Annotated in this window: 20 protein-coding genes; 8 read left to right on the forward strand and 12 right to left on the reverse strand. The window is 73.5% G+C overall.

The annotated features are described in order from the left end of the window. Positions 1–2370 carry an accessory Sec system translocase SecA2 gene (gene secA2 / locus QSK22_RS06630; RefSeq protein WP_285493094.1) on the reverse strand — a complete coding sequence of 790 codons (2370 nt, stop codon included), beginning with the start codon at positions 2368–2370 and terminating at the stop codon, positions 1–3. A 211-nt stretch (positions 2371–2581) separates the two neighbouring features. Between secA2 and QSK22_RS06635 the strand changes: the two genes are divergently transcribed. After that, on the forward strand, positions 2582–2716 hold the full coding sequence (locus QSK22_RS06635) for a hypothetical protein (RefSeq protein WP_285493095.1): 135 nt from the start codon (positions 2582–2584) through the stop codon (positions 2714–2716). A gap of 48 nt (positions 2717–2764) precedes the next feature. Here QSK22_RS06635 and QSK22_RS06640 read toward each other — a convergent pair whose 3' ends face one another. Further along, the gene (locus tag QSK22_RS06640; protein ID WP_285493096.1) at positions 2765–3985 is read right to left on the reverse strand and encodes an ROK family transcriptional regulator; all 1221 of its coding nucleotides are present in this window, start codon (positions 3983–3985) and stop codon (positions 2765–2767) included. A gap of 252 nt (positions 3986–4237) precedes the next feature. Here QSK22_RS06640 and QSK22_RS06645 point away from each other — a divergent pair, with 252 nt between their 5' ends. From QSK22_RS06645 to QSK22_RS06675, 7 genes are all read left to right on the forward strand, one after another. Continuing rightward, the gene (locus tag QSK22_RS06645; RefSeq protein ID WP_285493097.1) at positions 4238–5503 is read left to right on the forward strand and encodes an extracellular solute-binding protein; all 1266 of its coding nucleotides are present in this window, start codon (positions 4238–4240) and stop codon (positions 5501–5503) included. Positions 5504–5518: 15 nt separating this feature from the next. Next, positions 5519–6502 carry a carbohydrate ABC transporter permease gene (locus QSK22_RS06650; protein ID WP_285493098.1) on the forward strand — a complete coding sequence of 328 codons (984 nt, stop codon included), beginning with the start codon at positions 5519–5521 and terminating at the stop codon, positions 6500–6502. Further along, positions 6499–7347 (forward strand): carbohydrate ABC transporter permease, encoded by an 849-nt coding sequence (locus tag QSK22_RS06655; RefSeq protein ID WP_285493099.1) that lies wholly within the window; start codon positions 6499–6501, stop codon positions 7345–7347. The genes QSK22_RS06650 and QSK22_RS06655 overlap by 4 nt, the downstream gene beginning before the upstream one ends. Beyond that, positions 7344–8813 carry a glycoside hydrolase family 3 protein gene (locus QSK22_RS06660; RefSeq protein WP_285493100.1) on the forward strand — a complete coding sequence of 490 codons (1470 nt, stop codon included), beginning with the start codon at positions 7344–7346 and terminating at the stop codon, positions 8811–8813. Before QSK22_RS06655 ends, QSK22_RS06660 begins: the two co-directional genes overlap by 4 nt. Before the next feature lie 178 nt (positions 8814–8991). After that, complete coding sequence (locus QSK22_RS06665) at positions 8992–9456, forward strand: RrF2 family transcriptional regulator (RefSeq protein ID WP_285493101.1); 465 nt, start codon at positions 8992–8994, stop codon at positions 9454–9456. 32 nt (positions 9457–9488) lie between these two features. Then, positions 9489–10292 carry a DNA-formamidopyrimidine glycosylase family protein gene (locus QSK22_RS06670; protein WP_285493103.1) on the forward strand — a complete coding sequence of 268 codons (804 nt, stop codon included), beginning with the start codon at positions 9489–9491 and terminating at the stop codon, positions 10290–10292. Between the two features lie 139 nt (positions 10293–10431). Continuing rightward, entirely contained in the window at positions 10432–11325 is an 894-nt protein-coding gene (locus QSK22_RS06675) for a LysR family transcriptional regulator (RefSeq protein ID WP_285493104.1), read from the forward strand. Positions 11326–11481: 156 nt separating this feature from the next. Here the strand turns inward: QSK22_RS06675 and QSK22_RS06680 are convergent, their stop codons facing one another. The 10 genes from QSK22_RS06680 to dapA form a co-directional block, all read right to left on the reverse strand. Further along, positions 11482–11949: a Dps family protein gene (locus QSK22_RS06680; protein ID WP_285493105.1), complete on the reverse strand. Its 468-nt coding sequence runs from the start codon at positions 11947–11949 to the stop codon at positions 11482–11484. 199 nt (positions 11950–12148) lie between these two features. After that, positions 12149–12520 (reverse strand): helix-turn-helix domain-containing protein, encoded by a 372-nt coding sequence (locus tag QSK22_RS06685; RefSeq protein WP_285493106.1) that lies wholly within the window; start codon positions 12518–12520, stop codon positions 12149–12151. Between the two features lie 117 nt (positions 12521–12637). Then, positions 12638–13942, reverse strand: a complete 1305-nt coding sequence (locus tag QSK22_RS06690; RefSeq protein ID WP_285493107.1) for a CinA family nicotinamide mononucleotide deamidase-related protein — start codon at positions 13940–13942, stop codon at positions 12638–12640. 185 nt (positions 13943–14127) lie between these two features. Further along, on the reverse strand, positions 14128–14631 hold the full coding sequence (locus tag QSK22_RS06695) for a DUF1990 domain-containing protein (RefSeq protein WP_285493108.1): 504 nt from the start codon (positions 14629–14631) through the stop codon (positions 14128–14130). Continuing rightward, positions 14628–15269 (reverse strand): CDP-diacylglycerol--glycerol-3-phosphate 3-phosphatidyltransferase, encoded by a 642-nt coding sequence (pgsA, locus tag QSK22_RS06700; RefSeq protein WP_285493109.1) that lies wholly within the window; start codon positions 15267–15269, stop codon positions 14628–14630. The genes QSK22_RS06695 and pgsA overlap by 4 nt, the downstream gene beginning before the upstream one ends. Next, on the reverse strand, positions 15266–16711 hold the full coding sequence (rimO, locus tag QSK22_RS06705) for a 30S ribosomal protein S12 methylthiotransferase RimO (protein WP_285493110.1): 1446 nt from the start codon (positions 16709–16711) through the stop codon (positions 15266–15268). Before rimO ends, pgsA begins: the two co-directional genes overlap by 4 nt. An 82-nt stretch (positions 16712–16793) precedes the next feature. After that, on the reverse strand, positions 16794–17483 hold the full coding sequence (locus tag QSK22_RS06710) for a helix-turn-helix domain-containing protein (protein ID WP_502872283.1): 690 nt from the start codon (positions 17481–17483) through the stop codon (positions 16794–16796). 394 nt (positions 17484–17877) lie between these two features. After that, positions 17878–20523: an FtsK/SpoIIIE family DNA translocase gene (locus QSK22_RS06715; protein WP_285493112.1), complete on the reverse strand. Its 2646-nt coding sequence runs from the start codon at positions 20521–20523 to the stop codon at positions 17878–17880. Between the two features lie 130 nt (positions 20524–20653). Next, positions 20654–22339 (reverse strand): ribonuclease J, encoded by a 1686-nt coding sequence (locus tag QSK22_RS06720; protein WP_285493113.1) that lies wholly within the window; start codon positions 22337–22339, stop codon positions 20654–20656. Beyond that, on the reverse strand, positions 22336–23271 hold the full coding sequence (gene dapA / locus QSK22_RS06725; protein WP_285493114.1) for a 4-hydroxy-tetrahydrodipicolinate synthase: 936 nt from the start codon (positions 23269–23271) through the stop codon (positions 22336–22338). The genes QSK22_RS06720 and dapA overlap by 4 nt, the downstream gene beginning before the upstream one ends. Positions 23272–23378 lie beyond the last annotated feature (107 nt).

Here is a 23378-nt window from a genome sequence, read left to right on the forward strand (position 1 = left end):
CTACCGGGTGCGGCGGAACATGGCGACCAGGCCGCGGAAGGCCCGTTCGTCCAGCGAGCCGAACGGGTTGTCGTGGACGACGTAGGTCCAGGTCGCCGAGGGGCGGGCCAGTTCCGCTCCGGGCATGTCGATCCGCCCGCCGGTGACTTTCAAGGCGTCGAAGGTGTCGGCGGCGCGGTCGCGGGCCCGCTGCAGCAGGCGCTTGCCCGCGGGGACGGCCTCGCGGTTGAACTCGGCCAGCGGGTCCAGGCCGCGGCCGAGCGAGCGCAGGTGGATGCCCTCGCGCAGGTCGGCGAGGAAGGCCAGGTGCTCGGCCCAGCAGCGGTCGAGGTGGAACAGCATGATCTGGCGGGCCGCGGCGGCGGTCTGCTCGGGGCCGGCCTCCTCGACGAGCCGGGCGTGCCGTTCGGGGCGCAGGCCGGCCAGCAGCCGGTCGGCGGCGTCGCCGTGCAGGACGGCGTCGCGTTCGGCGAGGATCTCGCGGCGCTGCAGGCTGATCAGCTGGTGGTAGCGCCAGGTGTTGCGGTGGATCTCCAGATCCACGCCCTCGGCGACGCGCTGGGCGTGGTCGACGATCCAGTGCGCGCCCTTGGCGTCCACCCGCCCGTCCGGCGCGACGGGCCCGTCGTAGGACTCCTCGGGCGCGTACCGGGCGACCAGGTCGTCCTCCAGGCTGGCGAAGAACACCGAGCCGCCGGGGTCGCCCTGCCGTCCGGCGCGGCCGCGCAGCTGGTCGTCCAGACGGCTGCTGGGGTGGCGGCCCGTGCCGATCACCAGCAGGCCGCCGAGCCCGGCCACCCGGTCGCGGTCGGCCGCGGGCGGCGGGGCGGGGGACGCGGCGGCGGGCGGGACGCCGCCGCCGAGGCGGATGTCGGTGCCGCGCCCGGCCATCTGGGTGGACACGGTGATGGCGCCGGGCGCCCCGGCCCGGGCGATGATCGCGGCCTCTTCGGCGTCGTTCTTGGCGTTGAGGACGACGCAGGGCAGGCCGGCGCGGTCCAGGCGGCGGGCCAGGCGCTCGGACTCGGCGATGTCGAGGGTGCCGACCAGCACGGGGCGTCCGGCGGCGTGCGCGGCGGCGATCTCGTCGACGATCGCGACCTCCTTGTCGGCGGCGGTGGCGTACAGCCGGTCGGGCTCGTCGACCCGCACGCACGGGCGGTTGGGCGGGATGACCGCGATCTCCAGGTCGTAGAACTCGCGGAGCTGCTCGGCGACGGCCAGGGCGGTGCCGGTCATGCCGCAGCGCACCGGGTACCGGCCGACCAGCTCCTGAACGGTGATCGAGTCGAGGATCTCGCCGCTGGGGGACGCCTCCAGGGCCTCCTTGGCCTCGACCGCCGCCTGCAGGCCGTCCGGCCAGCGCTGCAGCAGCGCCACCCGGCCGCGCGAGGCGCTGACCAGCTTCACCGCGCCGTCGCGGACGATGTAGTCGACGTCGCGCTGCAGCAGCACCTCGGCGTGCAGGGCGACGTTGACGGCGGTGAGGGCGTCCAGGTGCTCGGGGGCGTACAGGTCGATCCCGCCGAGGGCGTCCTCGACGGCGCGGGCCCCGGCGGCGGTCAGCTGGACGTTGCGGGCCTCCTCGTCGGCGGTGTAGTGCAGGCCGGGCCGCAGCCGCCGCACCAGTTCGGCGTACGTGGCGTCGGCGGCGGCCGTGTCGGTGGCGCCGGCCAGGACGAGCGGCACGCGCGCCTCGTCCACCAGCACCGAGTCCGCCTCGTCGATCAGCGCGACGTCCGGTTCGGGCAGGACGAGGTCGGAGGGGTCGGTGGCCAGGCGGTCGCGCAGCAGGTCGAATCCGATCTCGCTGACGGGCGCGTAGGCGACGTCGGCGGCGTAGGCGCGGCGGCGCTCGTCCGGGGTGGACGACTGCCCGACCCACGCCGCCGTCACGCCGAGCATGGCGTACAGCGGCCCCATCCATTCGGCGTCGCGGCGGGCCAGGTAGTCGTTGACCGACATCACGTGCACCCGCCGGCCGCGCAGCGCGTATCCGGCGGCGGCCAGCGCGCCCGCCAGGGTCTTGCCCTCCCCGGTGGCCATCTGCACCACGTGCCCCGACAGCAGCCCGAGGGTGCCGAGCAGCTGCACGTCGTACGGCCGCTCGCCGAGGGTGCGCCGCGCCGCCTCCCGGGCCAGGGCCAAAAAGTGCGGAGTGCCGGCGGAGCGGGGATCGGCTGAGCGGCCGTCGGAGGAGCCGGGGTCGCCGCCCGAGAGGGCGCGTGCGGCGCTGGTCAGGGCCTCGTCGGAGAGGGCGCGTACCTCGGGTTCGCGGGCGCCGGCCTCGGCGACCGCGGCCTGGAACGGCCGCAGGTCGACGGTGCCGGGCCGCTGCAGGAGGCGGCGCAGCCGGTCGCGCAATGCCATGTCGACGAGTTTCCTTGATCGGCTCGGTGCCGGGAAGACGTCGCGGGCGCCTTCAGTTCCAGGGTCGCACGGCACCTCGGCAGAAGGTCTGAGAGGTTCGTCCGCGTTTTCCTCCCTTGGGCGGATCCGCCGGAGCCGCACTCCTGGGATGATCGGGACATAGGGGGTTGCGGCGGCCCGGGGGCGGGTCGCCGCGGAACGGGGAGTCGCCATGACACCGACGACACGGTGGGTCGCCGCCCGGCGGCGCAGGCGCCAGATCATCAGCCAGACCGTCCTCGACCGCGCCCTGCGGGATCCTCGGCGGCGCCGCGAGCAGCCGCCGGCGCGCCGCCCCGCGCGGTGAACCGCGGCGCCTCCGCGGCGGCACCGCGCGGAGGCGCCGGACGCCGCGTCAGCCCGCGGGGGCGGAAAAGACCTCCTCCCGGGCCTGTTCCAGCGCGGCGTGCAGGGCGCCGCGCAGGACGGGGTTGCCCTCCACCTCGGTGACGGCCACCGTCGGGCGGGTGGGGCTGTAGCGGCCCACGGCGCGTTCGATGCGGGTGGCGAGGGGACGCCCGCCGGCGCGTCCCAGCTGGCCCGACAGGACGACCAGGCCGGGGTCCAGGACGATGTTCACCGAGGTCACGCCGTAGGAGATGCGGTCGGCGAGCTCGTCCAGGAAGGCCCCGCCCAGCTCCTCGTCGGCGGCCGCGGCGCGCACGCAGTCGACGGCGGTGGGCTCGGTGAGGCCGTGCGCTCGGGCCAGGTCGAGCACCGCGTCGGTGCCGACCAGGGAGCCGTATCCGCCGGCCAGGGCCGGGATGCCCCAGGAGCTGGACTTGGTGACGCCCTCGGCGTCGTGGTCGCGGCGGGCCGACCCCATCGGCAGGGGCGCGCCGGGGACGGGCAGGTAGCCCAGCTCGCCCGCGCCGCCCGAGCGGCCCCGGTGCAGCCGGCCGCCGAGCATGATCGACAGGCCGATGCCGCGGCCCAGCCACACCAGCGCGAAGTCCTCGGCGCCCTGCGCCGCGCCGTAGGCGCGTTCGGCGATGGCGGCCAGGTTGACGTCGTTCTCGATGACGACGGGGCGGCGCAGGTCGGTGTGCAGGGCGTCGAGCACGCCCTCGTGCCAGGCGGGCAGGTCGAAGGCGAACTGCACGTCGCCGGTGCGCGGGTCGACGACGCCGGGCGTGCCGATGACCAGCGCGGTGACGCGGCGCAGCGCGACCCGGGCCGAGCGGCAGGCCCGCACCACGGCGCTGTGCACGGTCCCGACGGGGTCGTCGGTGCCGCCCGGGTCCACGGTGACCTGGGAGGCGATGCCGCCGGTGATGTCGGCGACGGCGGCGGTCACCCCGTCCGGGCCCACCTCGATGCCCACCACGTAGGCGCTGGACGGCACGACGGCGTACAGCGCGGCGTTCGGCCCGCGTCCCCCGGCGCGCTCGCCCACCACCTGCACGAGCCCCCGCTCCTCCAGCCGGGCCAGCAGCTGGGAGGCGGTCACCTTCGACAACCCGGTGTGCGCGCCGATCTGCGCGCGGGTCAGCGGCCCCTGCGTGACCAGAAGTTCCAGCGCGGCACGGTCGTTGAGCTCGCGCAGCAGCCGCGGCGTCCCCGGGCGCCTGGCCATGGCCCACCCCTTCAACGTCTCAATCCGCTAACAGGCGGTTTTGTTTAGGAAACTTTCTTGTTAGTTTACGCGCAGGCGGCCGGACCGCCCCCGGTGCCGGACCAGGCCGCACGACAGCCGACCGACGAGCAGGGCGTCACGGGCCGATTCGGTGCCATGGCTGGGACCCTACGGGCTCCCCGCCGGTTCCACCGCATCCCCCGGACGCGCACGCGAAGGCCCGCCCGCTGGATGAGCCGGAAAGGACCCCCAGTGAAGTACATCAAGGCAGCGGCCGTGACGGCCGCGCTCGCCCTGGCCGCCACGGCATGCGGCGGCGGCAACGACGACGGTGACGGCACGGGCCAGAGCCCCGCGCAGCTCAAGGTCTGGATGATGGGCGACGGGACGCCCGAGCAGACCAAGTTCCTCGACGGCGTCGAGGCCGAGTTCAAGCAGAAGCACCCCGACACCGACGTGGTCGTCAAGTACGTGCCGTGGGCGCAGGTCGCCACCACGTTCCAGAAGGCCGCGGCGGGCGGCGAGGGGCCCGACGTCACCGAGCTGGGCAACACCGACGTGCAGTCCCACATCGAGCAGGGCAGCCTCGCCGACATCACCGACAAGTTCAACGGCTGGGCCGACGGCGCCAAGCTCAACAAGACCGCCCTGGCCAACGACCGCTCCGGTGGCAAGACCTACGCCGTGCCGTGGTACGGCGGCGTGCGCGCCGTCTGGTACCGCAAGGACTGGTTCCAGGAGCTGGGCATCCAGCCGCCCAAGACCTGGGCCGAGCTGACCGCGGCGGCCAAGAGGATCCAGGACGACAAGAAGGTCCCGGGCATCGGCGCGCCCAGCGACCAGACCAACGCACTGCTCAGCTTCATCTGGGGCAACGGCGGCGAGGTGGCCGTCAACGAGGGCGGCAAGTTCGTCGGCAAGCTCGACCAGCCGGCGGCCGTCGAGGCCGTCGACTTCTACGCCGGGCTGGTCACCAAGGAGAAGGTCGCCCCGGCCAAGTACATCGGCAAGAACGAGCTGGAGGGCCCGCAGCGCGACTTCGCCCTCGGCAAGCTCGGCATGTACATCGACGGCAGCTGGGCGCTGAAGGAGATGAAGAAGATCTCCGACAAGGACGCCGACAAGTGGGCGGTGTTCCCGATCCCCGCCAAGAACGGCGGCAACGCGCCGGTCATGGCGGGCGGCTCGGACCTGGCGGTGTGGAACGACAGCAAGGCCAAGGACGCCGCGTTCGACTACATCACCGTCCTCAACAACGCCAAGAACGCCAAGGCGTGGGCCGACTACAGCGGCTTCTCCTCGATGCGCTCGGACGTCAGCTTCACCGACCCCGCGCTCGCGGCCTTCACGCAGATCGCGACCAACACCAAGTTCCCGCCGATCAGCGCGGGCTGGGGCGAGTTCGAGCAGGCCAAGAAGGTGCTGCCGAACACGGTCAAGGCGGTGATGCAGGGCGGTTCCGCCGCCGAGGAGATGAAGAAGGCCAACGAGCAGGCCAACACGCTGCTCAACCCGTGATCGGGGGCTGACGCCATGCTCGACACCGCTCCGGCGGTGCGCAGGCGGCCCGGCCGGAGCGCCCCCTCCGGCCGGGCCCGCCCCCGCCGCACCCGCCGCGGGCCGCGCTACGGCCCGTACCTGCTCATCGCGCCGACCGTCGTCGTCATCGCGGTGCTGATGTTCTGGCCGATGGTGCAGATCGCCGTCATGTCGTTCCAGAAGATCGGCAACCGGCAGCTGCGCGGCGAGCCCGCCGAGAACGTCGGCACCGCCAACTTCGAGACGATCCTCGGCGACCCGCTCTTCTGGCAGTCGCTGCGGCAGACCGTGCTGTTCGCGGCGGTCGCGGTGACGGCCACGCTGGTGCTCGGCACGCTGGTGGGGCTGCTGCTCAACCGGCTCGGCCGGCGCATGTCGCGGTTCGTCGCCGGCGGCGTGATGGTCGCCTGGGCCACCCCGCCGGTCACCGCCGCGATCATCTTCTCCTGGCTGTTCGGCACCACCGGCGGCCTGGTCAACTGGTTGCTGGACCTGCTGCCGGACGCGCTGGTCGGCGGCGGCTGGAGCGACTACAACTGGTTCGCCGCCCCGCTGCCCACCTACACCGTGCTGACGGTGTGCGTGGTGTGGCAGTCCTGCCCGTTCGTGGCCGTCTCGGTGCTGGCCGGGCTGAAGAGCCTGCCCGGCGAGCTGTACGAGGCGGCGCGGGTGGACGGCGCCGGCCCCTGGCGCGCGTTCTGGCAGATCACCTTCCCGCTGCTCAAACCGATCTTCATGGTGCTGGTCGTGATGAGCGTGATCTGGGACTTCAAGGTGTTCACCCAGCTGTTCATCATGGCCGGGATGGCCAACCGGGACGCCTTCAACCTGTCGCTGTACGCCTACTCCGAGGCGTTCGGGTCGCTCAATCCCAAGCTCGGCATGGGCTCGGCGATCGCGCTGGTGCTGACGGCGATCCTGCTGGTCGTCACGGCCGTGTACGTGCGCGTCATGGTGCGCCAGGGGGAGACGGCATGAGCGCCAGGACCAAGGGCGTGCGCAAGGCCCTGCTGAACGGCGCCGGGCTGCTGGTCTTCGCGGTCGCCGTGTTCCCCGTGCTGTGGATGGTGTCCACGGCGTTCAAGCCCAACACCGAGATCTTCAGCACCACGCCGCGGCCGCTGCCCGCGCATCCCACCCTGCAGCACTTCGACCTGGTGGTGAACGGCGGCATCGCCGAGGTGCCGTTCTGGGTGTACCTGCGCAACAGCGCGCTGCTGGCGCTCGGCACCGTGCTGGTGTCCAGCCTGCTGGCGCTGCTGGCCGCCACCGCCGTCGCGCGGTTCCGGTTCCGGTTCCGCACCACGTTCCTGATCATGCTGCTGGTGGTGCAGATGGTGCCGATCGAGGCCCTGGTCATCCCGTTGTTCCTGGACCTCAAGCGGCTGGACATGCTCAACAGCCTGGCCGGGCTGCTGGTGGTCTACATCGCCTTCGCGGTGCCGTTCGCGATCTGGATGCTGCGCGGCTTCGTCGCCGCGGTGCCGCGCGAGCTGGAGGACGCCGCCGCCATCGACGGCGCCGGGCCGGTGCGCACGTTCGTCGCCGTCCTGCTGCCGCTGGTGGCGCCGGGCCTGGTGGCCACGAGCATCTTCTCGTTCATCACCGCCTGGAACGAGTTCATCTTCGCCTTCACCTTCCTCGACGACCAGGACAGATACACCTTGCCGATCATGTTGCAGTTCTTCTTCGGCCGCAGCGGCAACGCCTGGGGGCCGATCATGGCCGCCTCCACGCTGCTGACCGTGCCGGTCATCGCGTTCTTCCTGCTGGTCCAGCGCCGCATGGTCGCGGGCCTGACCGCCGGGGCGGTGAAGGGATGAGCGGGCCGGAGACGAGCCGAACGGACAGCGAGATCACCCGGTTGGCGCGGGGCACGCTGCTGCCCGCCTTCCCCGGCGCGCTGCCGCCCCGCTGGCTGCTGGAGGAGGTGGAGAGGGGGCTGGGCGGCGTCACCGTCTTCGCCATCAACGGCAACGTGCCAGGGACCGAGGAGCTGGCCGCGCTGACCGCCGAGCTGCGCAAGGCGGGAGACCCGCTGGTCACCATCGACGAGGAGGGCGGCGACGTCACCCGCCTCACCGGGCACGTGACCGCCAGCCCCTATCCGGGCAACGCCGCGCTCGGCGCCGTCGACGACCCCGAGCTGACCCGCCGGGTCTACCGGTCGCTGGGCGCCGAGCTGGCCGAGGCGGGGGTGAACCTCAACTTCGCCCCGTCGGTGGACGTCAACACCGCCGCCGACAACCCGGTGATCGGCACCCGCTCGTTCGGCTCCGACGCCGAGCTGGTGGCCCGGCACGCGGCCGCCGCCGTGACCGGCACCCAGGAGGCGGGGGTGGCCGCGTGCGCCAAGCACTTCCCCGGCCACGGCGCCACCGTGGCCGACTCCCACCTGGCCGTGCCGGTCGTGGACGCCGACATGGCGCTGCTGGAGCGCCGCGAGCTGGTGCCGTTCCGCGCGGCGATCAAGGCCGGAACGCGGGCGGTGATGACCGGCCATCTGAACCTGCCCGCGGTCACCGGGGGCGTCCCGGCCACCCTGTCCCGCGCCGCCATCACCGGGCTGCTGCGCGGCCGCCTCGGCTACGACGGGGTGATCGTGACCGACGCGCTGGACATGGCGGGCGCCAGCGGCGAGATCGGAATCCCCGAGGCGGCCGTGCGGGCCCTGCTGGCGGGCGCCGACCTGCTGTGCCTGGGCTCGCGCGAACACCACGACAGCCTGCGCGCCGTCCTGGCTGCGATCGAGGAGGCGGTGCGCAGCGGGCGGCTGCCCCTTGACCGCCTGGCGGACGCGGCGGCCCGCACCCGCGCGCTGCGCGACTGGCTGGCCGACCGCGCCCCGGCCACCGCCGACCGCGCCACCGGGCTGGAGGCGGCCCGCCGGGCGGTGCGGGTGTCGGGCGAGCTGCCCGACTGGCGCAACGGCGGGAAGGCCCCGCTGGTCGTCGAGGTGGCCGCGACCGGGAACATCGCGGTCGGGCCCACCCCGTGGGGGCTCGGCCCGTGGGCGCCGGACGCGGTGCGGGCCGAGGGGTCGGCGGCGGAGGCGGAGGACGTGCTGGAACGTGCCAGCGGCCGCGGTCTCGTCGTCGTGCTGCGCGACGCGCACCGCCATGCGGGCCAGCGGGCCCTGGCCCAGGCTTTGGTGGCTGCCCGCCCCGACACCGTCGTGGTGGAGATGGGCCTGCCGGTGTGGCGTCCGGACGGGGCCGTCCACCTGGCCACCTACGGCGCTGCGCACGCCAACGCCCAGGCCGCCGCCGAGCTCCTCGGCCTGGCCTGACCGCCGCGTGTCCCCGCGCGGCCGCCGCCGGGCGGTCGTGCGGGGACACGCCGCGCACGCCGCCCGAACGGCTTTGGGAACGCTCCGGACCGCCCCTTCCGCGGGTCCGCCGCGGCGTCGGCGATCAAGGTGGGGGACCGAACCGAACCAGTCCTACCGACAAGGGATAATGGCTGCCATGCGATTGTCCGCCCGGGTCGACTACGCGCTGCGTGCCGCCGCGGAGCTGGCTGTGGCCGGGAGTCACCCGGTGACAGCGGTCCAGCTCGCAGAGGCGCAGCAGATCCCGCCAAAGTTCCTGGAGAACATCCTCGGCCAGCTGCGCCGTTCCGGACTGGTCCGCAGCCAGCGCGGCCCCGAGGGCGGCTACTGGCTGGCCAAGCCGGCCGACCAGATCTCCCTGGCCGACATCATCCGCGCCATCGACGGGCCGCTGCTGGGCGTACGGGGCGAGCGTCCCGAGCACGTCGGCTACGAGGGCCCGGCCCGTTCGCTGCAGGAGGTGTGGATCGCGCTGCGCGCCAGCGAGCGCGGCATCCTGGAGCGGGTCTCCCTCGCCCACATCGCGTCCGGCGAGCTGCCCGAGCCGGTGCGCAAGCTGACCGAGGACCCCGCCGCCTGGGAGAGCCCGTCCTTCATCTGAGGGGCATGTGAGGGGCTGCTGAGGGGCGCACCATGCCCGAGGGCGACGTCGTCTGGCAGACCGCCCGGCGCCTGCACGAGGCGCTCGCCGGGCGTCCGCTGACGCGCAGCGACTTTCGGGTGCCCCGGCTGGCGACCGCCGACCTGCGCGGACGCACCGTCCTCGAGGCCGTGGCGCGCGGCAAGCACCTGCTCGTGCGCGTCGACGGCGGCGTCACCGTCCACACGCATCTGAAGATGGACGGCGTGTGGCGCGTGCGCCGGGCCGCCGGGCCGCCCCCGCGCGACCACCGCATCCGCCTGGTCCTCGGCAACGCCGAATGGCTGGCGCTCGGCTACCGTCTCGGCACCGTGAACCTGCTGCGCACCGCCGAGGAGCACCGCGCCGTCGGGCACCTCGGCCCCGACCTGCTGGACGCGGACTGGGGTCCCGGGCCGGCCGCCGAGGCCGTCCGGCGCCTGGCGGAGCAGCCCGCCCGCCCGATCGGCGAGGCGCTGCTCGACCAGACCCGCCTGGCCGGGATCGGCAACGTCTACAAGGCCGAGGTGCTGTTCCTGCGCGGCGTGCACCCCTGGACGCCCGTCGGCGACGTGCCCGACCTGCCGGACCTGGTGGACCTGGCGCACCGGCTGCTGGACGCCAACAGGGACCGCCGCGGCCACATCACCACCGGCGACCGGCGCCCCGGCCGCGAGCACTGGGTCTACGGGCGCGCCGGCCTGCCCTGCCGCCGCTGCGGCACCCGGGTGCGGCGCGCCGACCAGGGACCGGACGCCGCCGAACGCGTCACCTTCTGGTGCCCGCACTGCCAGCCCGCGCCGGCGGGCGGCGCATAGCTCCCGCAGCGGTCGGCGCCCGCCGGGGTCGCGCGAGCCCCCGGGCGGGTCGCCGCCTGCTACGGCGATCGTGCGCCGCCCGCGAGATTAAGTCAATTCTCGGGTTCGCTTGGCGATCTCCAAGTTCTACCTTGGACGCATGACATTGGACGACCTTCGGGTGTTCGTGGCCGTGTGCGATGCGCAGAGCCTGAGCGCGGTGGCGCGGGAGATGTCGTGCAGCCAGTCGGCGGTCAGCCAGCACGTCAAGCGGCTGGAGCGGGAGACCGGCCTGGTGCTGCTGGAGCGGCGGCCGCGCGGGGTGGTGCCCACCCGGGCGGGGCGGATCCTGCGCCGCGCGGCCGCCGAGGGCCTGGCCGGACTGGACGCGGCGCTGGGGCAGCTGGACGACCTGCGGCGCGGCCGGGGCGGCACGGTGCGCATCGCGACCGGCGCGACCACCGTACGGCACTTCATGGCGGCGGGCGTGGCGGCCTTCCGGGACCGCCATCCCGACGTGACGCTGCAGTTCCAGACGGCCAACTCCAGCCGCCGCTGCCTGGAGGCGGTGCACGCCCACGACGCCGACCTGGCCTGGGTGACGATCGGCCCGCCGGTGGACGGGATCGAGCAGCGCCCCTCCTACCGGATGCCGTGGGTGCTGGCGGTGCGCGCGGACGCGCCGCTGGCGCGCCGCGAGTCGGTCGCGCTCGCCGACCTGGCCGGGACCCGGCACATCGAGCTGCCCGAGCAGTCGACGTCGCGCGGGCATCTGGCGGGCCATCTGGAGCGGCACGGCGTGCGCCTGGAGTCCACCACGAGCGTGGCCGACTGGGACACCGCGCTGCTGCTGGCCGAGCTCGGGCTCGGGCATGCCGTCCTGCCCGCGCTGCCCGGCTGGACGCGCAACCCCCGGGACGAGGTGCGGCTGGTGCCGATCCCGGAGCTGCCGCCGCTGGAGGCGGGCTGGGCGGCGCGCAGCTGGGACGCCCTCAGCCCGCTCGCCGTTGAGTTCGCCGCCACCGTCCAAGCCCACCTGCCCCCGGCTCCGTGACGGCCGCCGCAGCGCCTGTCACGGGGCTGTCACGGCGGGGCGGCCGCGTGCGTGCTCGGCGCGCGTCACCGCCCCCTTCTCACGCCGAGCCCCGGCCGCCTGCGGCCGGGGTTCCGCGCTGGTCGATCGTGGCCGTCGTGCCGCCCGTCGCTGCGGTTACAGCTGGGCCTGGAACATCCAGTGCTGCTTCTCCAGCTTGCTGGTGACCTCGATGAGCAGGTCCTGGGTGACCGGGTCGGGCTCGTCGGTGGCCCGCACCCGCTCGCGGAACCGCTCGATCAGCTGGGCCAGCACGTCGGTCATCGCGGCCACCACCTTGTCGTCGGCCACGTAGCCCGGCTCCAGCTGCGGGATCGGGGTGCGGTCGGCGACGGTGCGGACCCGGCCGTCGGGGTTGATGCCGAGGGCGATGGCGCGCTCGGCCACCTCGTCGGTGTACGTGCGGGCCAGGTCCACGACCTCGTCGAGGTGCTCGTGGACGACCTTGAAGTTGCGGCCCGTCAGGTTCCAGTGGGCCTGTTTGGCGAACAGCGACAGATCGATCAGGTCGACGAGGGCGCCCTGCAGCGCCTCCGCCACGACCTTGCGGGCCTCATCGCCCAGCGGGCTTTTGACCGTTGCCATTTGGGAGTTCCTTCCACGTCATTCACCGGTATCGGCACTAACAACGGAAGGCTCCCCATAAAAGCCGCATTCATCCGTGAGACCGGCCACATCGGCCGGCGCCCCGCGTCACCTCACGGCATGCGGGCACGGCCGCGCCCGGCAGGGCACGGGGTGGCACCGCGCCCGGGGCGGCCGGGGCGGGCCGCCGCTCCCCGTGCTAGGCCGCGACCATGTCGGCGCGGAACTCGCCGGTGATCTCCTCCGGGGTGGCCGGGATGCGTTCGGACGGGATCCGCTCGTCGGAGATGCGCTCGTGCTCGGGCGGAGCGCCCGCCAGCACCGGCTCGTGCTGGAGCTCGGCCAAGGCCAGTTGGTCCGCCACTTCACGAAGCACGTGCGACAGCGGGACCCCCAGGGCCTTGCAGATCGAGGAGAGCAGTTCCGAAGAGGCTTCTTTCTGTCCCCGCTCGACCTCGGAGAGATAGCCGAGGGAAACCCGTGCCGCCGCGGACACCTCGCGGAGGGTGCGTCCCTGGCGCAGCCGCAGCTGCCGCAGTACGTCACCGAGCAGCTGGCGAAGCAGGACCATCGTCTCGCTCCCTCCCTCAGTGTGGACCATCTGACGGTTCCACCGTACCCGGCTCGGACGCGGGGGTGGCAGACCGTGGATTTCGTGTTCGCTTGGAACGTAACGCTGTAATCAGCCCTAGACTTCCCGATCTTCGCGAGCGTGGCCCCCGCCGGGGACCGCCGCCCACCGCACCGGCAAGTCCAGCAGAACACGTCGTAGCAGCTCAAGAGCATGCACAACGGTCATTCGGCGAATTATTCCACGCGCCTCGGCACCGGTGCCGGGCACGGGCAGTCGCGGTTCGATCACCACGGGCGGTCCTGCGGGACCGGCCACGCCGACGAAGACGGTGCCGACCGGACGGCCGTCCTGCGGGTCGGGACCCGCCACGCCGGTGACCGCCACGCCGTAGCCGGCGCCGAGGCGTTCGCGCACTCCGGCGGCCATGGCCGCGGCCACGTCCGGATGCACCGCGCCGTGCTCGGCGAGCAGGTCGGCCGGGACGCCGAGCAACTCCTCCTTCAACGCCGTGGAGTACGCCACCATTCCCCCGGCGTACGTCGCCGACGAGCCGGGCATCCGGGTCAGCTCGGCGCCGATCAGCCCCCCGGTGAGGGACTCGGCGGTCGCCACCGTCGCCGACCGCTCGGCCAGCAGCCGGTGCACGACCCGGTCCAGGGTCTCGCCGCCGGTGCCGTAGACCGCGCCCGGTCCGAGCAGTTCGCGGACGCGCCGCTCGACGTCGTCGAGCCGGTCCGGCGCGGCGGTGAGGCGGACCCGCACCTCGGCGGGCTCGGGCAGGTACGCCAGCGCGACGCCGTCGAGGGCCTGCACCGGCGCCAGCGCGGCGGCGAGCTCGGACTCCCAGATGCCGGCGGTGCGCAGGACGCGGCGCGCCGCCGTGCGGCCGCGCCCCTGAGACCGGGCGGCGTCCGCCAGCTCCGGCAGCACGACCTCCTCCATGATCGTGCGCACCTCGGCCGGGACGCCCGGCAGTGCGTACACCGTTCCGCCCGGCAGGCGCACCCGCAGGCCCGGGGCGCTGCCCGCCGAGTTGGCCAGCAGCCCGGCGCCCTCGGGGACGTCCGCCATGCGCAGCGCCATCGGCTGCAGCTCGCGCCCGGCCGCTGCGGCGCGCTCGCGCAGCCGCCGCTCCAGCGCCGGGTCGCGGACGAGCGCCACGCCCGCCGCCTTGGCCAGCGCGTCCCGGGTGACGTCGTCGCCGGTCGGGCCGAGGCCGCCGGTGGCGATGACCGCGTCAGCGCGGCCGAGCGCCTCGGCGACCGCCTCGGCGATCACGTCGAGCTCATCGCCGACGACCACGCTGCGCGTCACCTCGACGCCGTGGTCGGCCAGCCGCCGCCCCAACCACGCCGCGTTGCCGTTGACCGTGTCGCCGAGCAGCAGCTCGTCTCCGACGGTGAGCAACTCGACCCGCATCGCGTCCCCTCTCGCAGCCGGTGGGCACCGAATCTACTCGCGCCGAGGCAGCCCGTCGGGGATCGGGGCGGCGGGACGACGCGCTGCGGGCGCACCCCATCGGGGGAGCGGGTCATCCTGGGCAGGCGGCCCGCCCGGATTCCTTCGGAGGGGATCGGCGCGTGTACAGAACCCCCGCCCCGCGCTCAGCCGACCAGGCGGCGCAGGGTGGTACCCAGGCGGCGGGCGTAGACGCGCTGGAAGAGCGGGGCCAGCGGGCCCGCCGCGCGCATCTGCCACCCGGCGGGGCGGCTGAACGAGGTCACTTGGAGCCACACGTCGTCCATGTCGTCCAGCTCCACCGCGAACGCCTCCTCCCCCGTCGCTGGATGCCCCGGCAGGGTGCCGTAGCCGAAGCCCGCGCGGCGTGCGCCGTCCTGCACCCACACGACCCGGCACGGCGCCGACAGGCTCAGCGGGCCGATGCCCATGCGCGACTCGACGTGCACGCCGGGCGCGGCCCGCTGCGCCGACGCGTCGATGCGCACGCCCGCCGCACGGTGCATCCAGAACTCCAGGACGGCGTCGGCCGCCTCCCGCATCGCGCGCGGCCCCGAGCCGACCAGCGCGCGGTGGCGCAGGTGCCGGTAGCCGCCGGGCAGGTCGCCGTGTTCGGTGGCGCCGACCTCGGCGTAGGTCAGCTCCGTCACGGCGCCTTCCCCGCCGGCGCCGGGCGCGCGGTGCGGCGCAGCCGCCACGCCCGCACGACGTAGTCGGCGCCGGTCACCACCGTCACCGCCACGGCCGCGCCCATGACCGCCCAGCGCACCGGGTCGAACGGGCCGGGCAGGATGTACAGGCCGATGGCGATGACCTGCAGCAGCGTCTTCAGCTTGCCGCCCTTGCTGGCGGCGATCACGCCGTAGCGGATCACCACCAGGCGCAGCACGGTGATGCCGATCTCCCGGGTGAGGATCAGTGCGGTCACCCACCACCACAGCTCGCCGTGCACCGACAGGCCGATCAGCGCCGCCCCGGTCAGCGCCTTGTCGGCGATCGGGTCGGCGATCTTGCCGAAGTCGGTGACCAGGCCGCGGCTGCGAGCCAGATCACCGTCGATCTTGTCGGTGACGGAGGCCACCGCGAACGCCGCGAACGCCGCCAGCCGCCAGGCCGTGCCGTCCTGGAACAGCAGCCACACGAACACCGGCACCATGAGGATGCGCAGCATCGTCAGGCCGTTGGCGATGTTGTAGACGCTGGCCTGCGGGGCGGGCGGGCCGGAGGGGGCGGGCGGGCCGGAGGGCGCCGCCGAGCCCGCCACCGGGTCGGGCGCTCCGGCGATCATGACATGTCCGCCACGAGGTCGACGCCGTCGCTGCCGGTCACGGTGGCCGTGACGATGTCGCCGGGGGACGCCCCGGCCGCACCGTGCACGACGACCGCGCCGTCCACCTCGGGCGCCTGGTGGGCGGCGCGCCCCTCGAACGCGCCGTCCGGCGTCTTGTCCTCCAGCAGCACCTCCACCCGCGTCCCGATGCGCTCCTCGGCGCGCTGCGCGGTCAGCTCCTCGGCCATCGCCGACACCTCCTCCACCCGGGCGGCGATCTCCTCGGGCGGCAGCTTGCCGTCCAGGGTCGCGGCCTCGGTCCCGTCCTCGTCGGAGTACCCGAAGACCCCCGCCGCATCCAGTCGGGCGGCGGACAGGAACGCCAGCAGCTCCTCGACGTCGCCGTCGGTCTCGCCGGGGAAGCCGACGATGAAGTTGGACCGCACGCCCGCCTCCGGCGCCAGCGCGCGGATGCGGTCGAGCAGCTCCAGGAAGCGCTCCGGGTCGCCGAACCGGCGCATCCGGCGCAGCACCGGGGCCGCGGCGTGCTGGAAGGACAGGTCGAAGTACGGCGCGACGCCCGGCGTCCCGCAGATCGTCTCGATGAGGCCGGGGCGCAGCTCGGCGGGCTGCAGGTAGCTGACGCGCACCCGGGCGACGCCGTCCACCGCCGTCAGCTCGGGCAGCAGCTTCTCCAGGGCGCGCAGGTCGCCCAGGTCTTTGCCGTAGGAGGTGGAGTTCTCGCTGACCAGCACCAGCTCGCGCACGTCATGCCCGGCCAGCCAGCGCGCCTCGGCCAGCACGTCGGCCGGGGGGCGCGACACGTACGCGCCGCGGAAGGCGGGGATCGCGCAGAACGAGCAGCGGCGGTCGCAGCCGGACGCCAGCTTCAGCGGCGCGACCGGCCCGCCGCCCAGCCGGCGCCGCAGCACCCGCGGCCCGGACGCCGGGGCGACCCCGTCGGGCAGGTCGGCGGGCAGGTCGGCGGGCAGGTCGGCGGGCGCGCCGTGCCCGGGGACCGCGACGGCCGAGGCGGACGCCGACCGCTCCACGGGCGTGATCGGCAGCAGGGTGCGCCGGTCGCGGGGGGTGTGCGGGGTGAGCCGGCGTCCGGCGAGCACATCGTCCAGCCGCTCGCCGATCGCGGCGTAGTCGTCGAAGCCGAGCACCGCGTCGGCCTCGGGCAGCGCCTCGGCCAGCTCCCTGCCGTACCGCTCGGCCATGCAGCCCGCCGCCACCACCTTGGCGCCCGAGTCGTGCGCGGCCAGCAGCGTGTCGATGGAGTCCTTCTTGGCCGCCTCGATGAAACCGCAGGTGTTGACCACGACCACGTCGGCGTCGTCGGCGTTGTCGGTCAGGCCCCACCCCGACTCCTCCAGGCGGGCGGCGAGCTCTTCGGAGTCGACCTCGTTGCGTGCGCAGCCGAGGGTGACGAGGGAGACCGTGCGGCGATTGGACATGCCCTAACGGTAACGGGCCGCGGGCCCCGCGCGTTGCGTCCGGGGGCACCCGCCCGGACCCCGTTCCGGGCGGCGCCGCGGGTCAGGCGGCATCGGGGTCGTCGGGTGTGAAGCTCAGCCGGACCACCCCGCCGTTCTGGTCGGGCGTGCCCAGGTTCTTGCCGTTGACGGTCAGCCGCACCCCGGAGCTGTTGCCGATGATGATGCTGATCTTCTTCTTGGCCGTCCACTCGCGCGACTGCCCGGGACGCAGCGTGCCGCTGAACAGCTCGCGGCCCTTGTCGCCCTGCACGCTCAGCCACGTGTTGCGCCGCGCCTGCACCGCGAGCTGGACGTTCTTGCGCGGCGCCACGGCCACCGGCTCCTCGGCCCGCCGCGTGTCCGTGGGCGACGGGGAGACCGCGCCCAGCTCGGGGGATCCGGCCACCTGCCGGGCGGTGCGGTGCGCGGAGTCGCCGCTGAACACCTGGAACACCCCGTAGATGACCACGAGCGCCAGGGCCAGGGCCATCGCCGCGCTCCAGTTCGGCGCGCGGCGCTCGCGGAACGGCACCGGGTGCTCCGGTTCGAACGCGGTGACCGCGGAGATCGGCGCGGGGGCGCCGCCGTGCATCGCGTCGAACTCCTGCACCAGCGGCTCCGGATCGATGCCGATCACGCGGCCGATGCTGCGGATGTGCCCGCGGGCGTAGAAGTTGCCGCCGCAGGCGCTGAAGTCGTCGCGTTCGATGCCGCGGATGACGGTCTCACGAATCCGCGTTCGCAAGCTCACCTGCGTGATCGTGAGACCGGCCCGCTGACGCTCCCTCGCCAAGGTCTCACCAATGCTCACGCCGGGCCTCCCTGAGAGCGCGCCTGGACCGTCCCCACACTCCTGTGACACCAGTCTAGAAATCGCAATGCCCGCTGGGCGACAGGCAACACGTTCGAAACTGGGCAAGATTTCGCATCAATCCGCCATGCCGACGGGGGAAACGGCGCCGAAGGCGTCATCCACCCCCCGCCCCCGCCAACCAAAGATCATTTATGGCATGGCGAGGGATTTATGACGAAATGTCCGCGAACGCGAGCGACGGACGGAGCGGCCGCGCCGCCCGCGGTGGGCCGATCGTACGCGATCATCACGGTCCCGCGGCGGGTGTTCGGCGATGATCGTTGCGCGCGGTTCACGATTCGCCGCGCACCTTGGCCAGCACCTCGGCCAGCTCGTCCGGCTTGGTGAGCACGTCGCGCGCCTTGGACCCCTCGCTGGGACCGACGATGCCGCGGCTTTCCATCAGGTCCATCAGCCGGCCCGCCTTGGCGAACCCCACGCGCAGTTTGCGCTGCAGCATCGACGTCGACCCGAACTGCGTGCTGACCACCAGCTCGATGGCCTGCAGCAGCAGGTCCATGTCGTCGCCGATGTCCTCGTCGATCTGCTTCTTCGGGCCCGCCGCCTCGGTGACGTCCTCCCGGTAGGCGGGCTCCATCTGCTTCTTGCAGTGCTCGACGACCGCGTGGATCTCCTTCTCGGAGACGAACGCGTTCTGGATGCGCATCGGCTTGCTGGCGCCCATCGGCAGGAACAGCGCGTCGCCCTGCCCGACCAGCTTCTCCGCGCCCGGCTGGTCGAGGATGACGCGGCTGTCGGCCAGCGAGGAGGTGGCGAACGCCAGCCGGGACGGCACGTTCGCCTTGATCAGCCCGGTCACCACGTCCACGCTGGGCCGCTGGGTGGCCAGCACCAGGTGGATCCCGGCGGCGCGGGCCAGCTGGGTGATGCGCACCACCGAGTCCTCGACGTCGCGCGGCGCCACCATCATCAGGTCGGCCAGCTCGTCCACGATCACCAGCATGTACGGGTACGGCTGGTAGACCCGCTCGCTGCCGGGCGGCGCGGTGAGCCGGCCCGCCCGCACCGCCTTGTTGAAGTCGTCGATGTGCCGGAACCCGGACGCGGCCAGGTCGTCGTAGCGGCGGTCCATCTCCCCGACCACCCACTCCAGCGCCTCGGCGGCCTTCTTCGGGTTGGTGATGATCGGGGTGATCAGGTGCGGGATGCCCTGGTACATCGTCAGCTCGACCCGCTTGGGATCGACCAGGATCATCCGCACCTCGTCCGGGGTGGCCCGCATCAGCACCGAGGTGATCAGCCCGTTGATGCAGGTGGACTTGCCGGCCCCGGTGGCGCCCGCGATGAGGATGTGCGGCATCTTCGCCAGGTTCGCCACCACCGTGCGGCCCTCGACGTCCTTGCCCAGCCCCACCACCATCGGGTGCTGCTCGTTGACCGCGGCGGGCGAGCGCAGCACGTCGCCCAGGCTGACGATGTCCTTGTCGACGTTGGGGATCTCCACGCCGATCGCGGACTTGCCGGGGATCGGGGAGATGATCCGCACGTCCGCGCTCTTGACCGCGTAGGCGATGTTCTTGGTCAGCGCGGTGACCTTCTCGACCTTCACCGCCGGGCCCAGCTCGATCTCGTAGCGCGTGATCGTCGGCCCCCGGGTGAACCCGGTGACCTGCGCGTCGATGTCGAACTGCTCCAGCACCTCGGTGAGCGCCTGCACCACCATGTCGTTGGCCTTGGTGCGCGGCTTGGCCGCCGTGCCGGGACGCAGCAGCGCGGGCGAGGGCAGCTCGTAGATCTCCCCCGACGACGACAGCGGCAGCTGCTCGGCCTGGCGCGGCGCCGGGGTCGGGTCCGGCACCTCGAGGGCGGGCGGCGGTGCGGGCACGACTTCGGTCGCCGGCTCGGGCTCGGAGGGCGGGTCGGGGACGGCCGCGGGCGGCGCGGGCGAGCCGAACGGGTCGGGGCCGAACAGCTCGTCGGCCAGCTCCGGCTGCGGCGCGCTCTTCTTCGGCCTGTCCTGCAGGACGGGGGTGTCGTACGGCTTGGAGTGCTCGCCGACCTCCAGCTCGTCGCCGTCCTGCGGGGTCTTCCTGCGGCGCCGCCTGGGCCGGGGCGGCGCGTCGTCCTCGTCCGCGGCGGCGGGGCGGCGTCCGGGGCGCTCCGGGCGGCCCTGCAAAGTCGCCACCGACCACAGGTCGTGCAGCCGCTCGGGCACCCGGTTGATCGGCGTCGCCGTGACCACCAGCAGCCCGAACGCCGACAGCAACAGCAGCAGCGGCACCGCCACCCAGCCGCTCAGCGCGGCCTCCAGCGGCGCGGCGGCCAGCCAGCCGACGACGCCGCCCGCAGCCCGCACGCCCGCCATGTCCCTGGCCGGGGACGGGCCGCCCGCGGCCAGGTGCAGGATGCCCAGCACACCGACGCCCAGCGCCGTCAGGCCGATGACGATGCGCGGGTTCTCCTCGTTGTGCTCGGGATGGCGCAGCACCCGCCAGGCCAGCACGGCCAGCAGCAGCGGCAGGCCCATGCAGACCACCCCGAGGCCGCCGCGCACCACCTGCTCCAGCGCCCGGGTGAGCACGCCGTCGGGCCGCCACCACGTCACCGAGGCCAGCACGATCGCGCCGCCCAGCAGCGCCAGGCCCAGGCCGTCGCGCTGGTGCTCGGCGTCCAGTTCGCGGGCGCCGCGCCCGTACGCGCGGAACACCGACCCGACCGTCACCGCCAGCAGGTGGTAGAGCTTGGCCAGCAGCGTGAAAAGGCCGATGAACAGCTGGGCGAACGGACCGGGTCGCTGCGGGGGGCGCTTGGCCGCGCCGCGGCCGCCGCCTCCCCTGGCCGCACCGCTCGGACGCTTTCGCGGAGCCGGCGAGCCGGAGGGTCTGCGCGCCGCGGCCGACCGGGTGCGCGGAGCTTGCGAGGCCGCTCGGGAACGCCCAGCAGCCCCTTTCGCTCCCCCGGACGCACGTGTGGCCATGATGCTGAGACTAGCCAAGGACCTCACGGGTTCCGCGAGTACCGCAGGCGGCGTGTTGCACACCGGCCCCGCACACCTCCCCCGCCCGGATGGCCGCGCCGGGCGGGGGCTCGAAGAGCCGGCGGAGCGGTCAGACCTCGACGACCACCGGGACGATCATCGGGCGGCGCCGGTAGCTGTCGCTGACCCATTTGCCGACCGTGCGGCGGATCAGCTGGCTGAGCTGGTGCGAGTCGTTGATCCCGTCGGCGGCCGCGTCCCGCAGCACCGCCTCGATCCGGTCCAGCACCTCGTCGAAGTCCTCGTTGACGATGCCCGCGCCGCGCGCGTGGATCTCCGGGCCGGCCAGCAGCTTGCCCGAGGTGGAGTCGACCGCCACCACGATGGAGACGAACCCCTCCTCGCCGAGGATCCGCCGGTCCTTCAGCGACGTCTCGGTGACCTCGCCGACCGACAGCCCGTCGACGTACACGTACCCGGCGGGCACCGCCCCGGCGATCCGGGCCCGGCCGTCGACCAGGTCCACCACCACGCCGTCCTCGGCGATGACGATGTTCTCGTCCGGCACGCCGGTCATCGCGGCGAGCTTGGCGTGCGCGCGCAGGTGCCGCCACTCGCCGTGGATCGGCAGGAAGTTGCCGGGCTTGGTGACGTTCAGGACGTACAGCAGCTCGCCGGCCGCGGCGTGCCCCGACACGTGCACCAGCGCGTTGCCCTTGTGCACCACGCGGGCGCCCCACCGGGTCAGCCCGTTGATCACCCGGTTGACCGACTCCTCGTTGCCGGGGATCAGCGAGGACGCCAGCACGACGGTGTCGCGCTCGGTGACGCGGATCTGGTGGTCGCGGTTGGCCATCCGCGACAGCGCCGACATCGGCTCGCCCTGCGAACCGGTGCACACCAGCACCAGCCGGTCCGGCGGCAAGTTGTCGATCTCCTTCTGCTCCACCATGACCGTGTCGGGCACGTTGAGGTAGCCCAGCTCGCGGGCCACGCCCATGTTGCGCACCATCGAGCGGCCGATGAAGCACACCTTGCGGCCGTTGGCGACCGCCGCGTCCAGCACCTGCTGCACCCGGTGCACGTGCGAGGCGAAGCAGGCCACGATGATCCGCTCCTGCGCGGTGCGGAACACCTCGTCGATCACCGGGCCGATGTTGCGCTCGCTGGTGACGAAACCGGGCACCTCGGCGTTGGTCGAGTCCGACATCAGCAGGTCGACGCCCTCGGCGCCCAGCCGGGCGAACCCCGGCAGGTCGGTCAGCCGCCCGTCCAGCGGCAGCTGGTCCATCTTGAAGTCGCCGGTGTGCAGCACCAGGCCGGCGGGGGTGCGCACCGCCACCGCGAGCGCGTCCGGAATGGAGTGGTTGACGGCCAGGAACTCGCAGTCGAACGGCCCGAACGTGCGCCGCTCGCCCTCGCCGACCTCGGTCAGCTCCGGCTTGATGCGGTGCTCGGAGAGTTTGGCGGCCAGCAGCGCCAGCGTCAGCCGCGACCCCACGATCGGGATGTCGGGCCGTTCGCGCAGCAGGTACGGGACGGCGCCGATATGGTCCTCGTGGCCGTGGGTGAGGATCAGCGCGTCCACCGCGTCCAGCCGGCCGCGGATGTACTCGAAGTCGGGCAGGATCAGGTCGACGCCGGGCTGCTCCGTCTCGGGGAACAGCACCCCGCAGTCGACCAGCAGCAACCGCCCGTCGAACTCGAAGACCGTCATGTTGCGGCCGATCTCGCCCAGCCCGCCGAGCGCGACGACGCGCAGCCCGCCCTCCGCCAGCGGCGGCGGAGGGGAGAGATCCGGGTGCGGATGACTCACGCATCGACCTCCGGAACACTCGCCTCCGGCACTTTGACTCCCCCAATCATCAGGTCTTCCCGCAGACGCGCCGCGAATTCGGGCGAGGCGTCCGCCAGCGGCGCGCGGACGGTGCCGCCGGGCAGCCCCAGCAGGTTCAGCGCGGCCTTGACGGCGATGGCGCCCTGCGTGCGGGTCATGATCGCGGTGACGACGGGCAGCAGCCGGCGGTGGATCGCCAAAGCCCGTTCCCGGTCTCCGGCGAGGTACGCGTCGATCATCTCACGCAGGTCCGCGCCCACCACGTGGCCGATCACGCTGACGAACCCGGCGGCGCCCACCGCCAGCCAGGGCAGGTTGAGGGCGTCGTCGCCGGAGTAGAACACCAGCGGGCTGGCGGCCATCACCTGCGATCCGGCGAACAGGTCGCCCTTGGCGTCCTTGACCGCGAGGATGCGCGGGTGCTCGGCCAGGCGCAGCAGGGTGTCGGTGTGGATCGGCACTCCGGTGCGGCCCGGGATGTCGTACAGCATCACCGGCAGATCGGTGGCGTCGGCCACCTCGGTGAAGTGCCGCAGCAGGCCCTCCTGCGGCGGCTTGTTGTAGTACGGCGTGACCACCAGCAGGCCGTGCGCCCCGGCGGCCTCGGCCTGGCGGGCCAGCTCGGCGCTGTGCGCGGTGTCGTTGGTCCCGGCACCGGCGACGACCGTCGCGCGGTCGCCGACCGTCTCCACGACGATGCGTACCAGCCGCTGTTTCTCGGCATCGCCGGTGGTGGGCGACTCGCCGGTCGTCCCGTTGACGACCAGGCCGTCACAGCGCTGCTCATCGACCAGATGGGCCGCCAGCCGGGCGGCTCCGTCGTAGTCGACTCGGCCGTCGGGCAGGAAGGGGGTGACCATCGCGGTCAGCATCCGCCCGAACGGAGCGTCACTCGTTGTGCTGGGTGCCATGCAACGAACGGTACCGCTACGGCGGGGCACCGTGGACCCGCAGGTCCCTCCACCCCGTGGGGGTGTCCGACCAGGCGCGTCCGGGCCGCGGCATCGCGGGCGGGGGA

It is taken from the genome of Actinomadura sp. NBRC 104425 (genome assembly GCF_030269545.1).
In the GTDB taxonomy this organism is placed as follows: Bacteria; Actinomycetota; Actinomycetes; order Streptosporangiales; family Streptosporangiaceae; genus Spirillospora; species Spirillospora keratinilytica.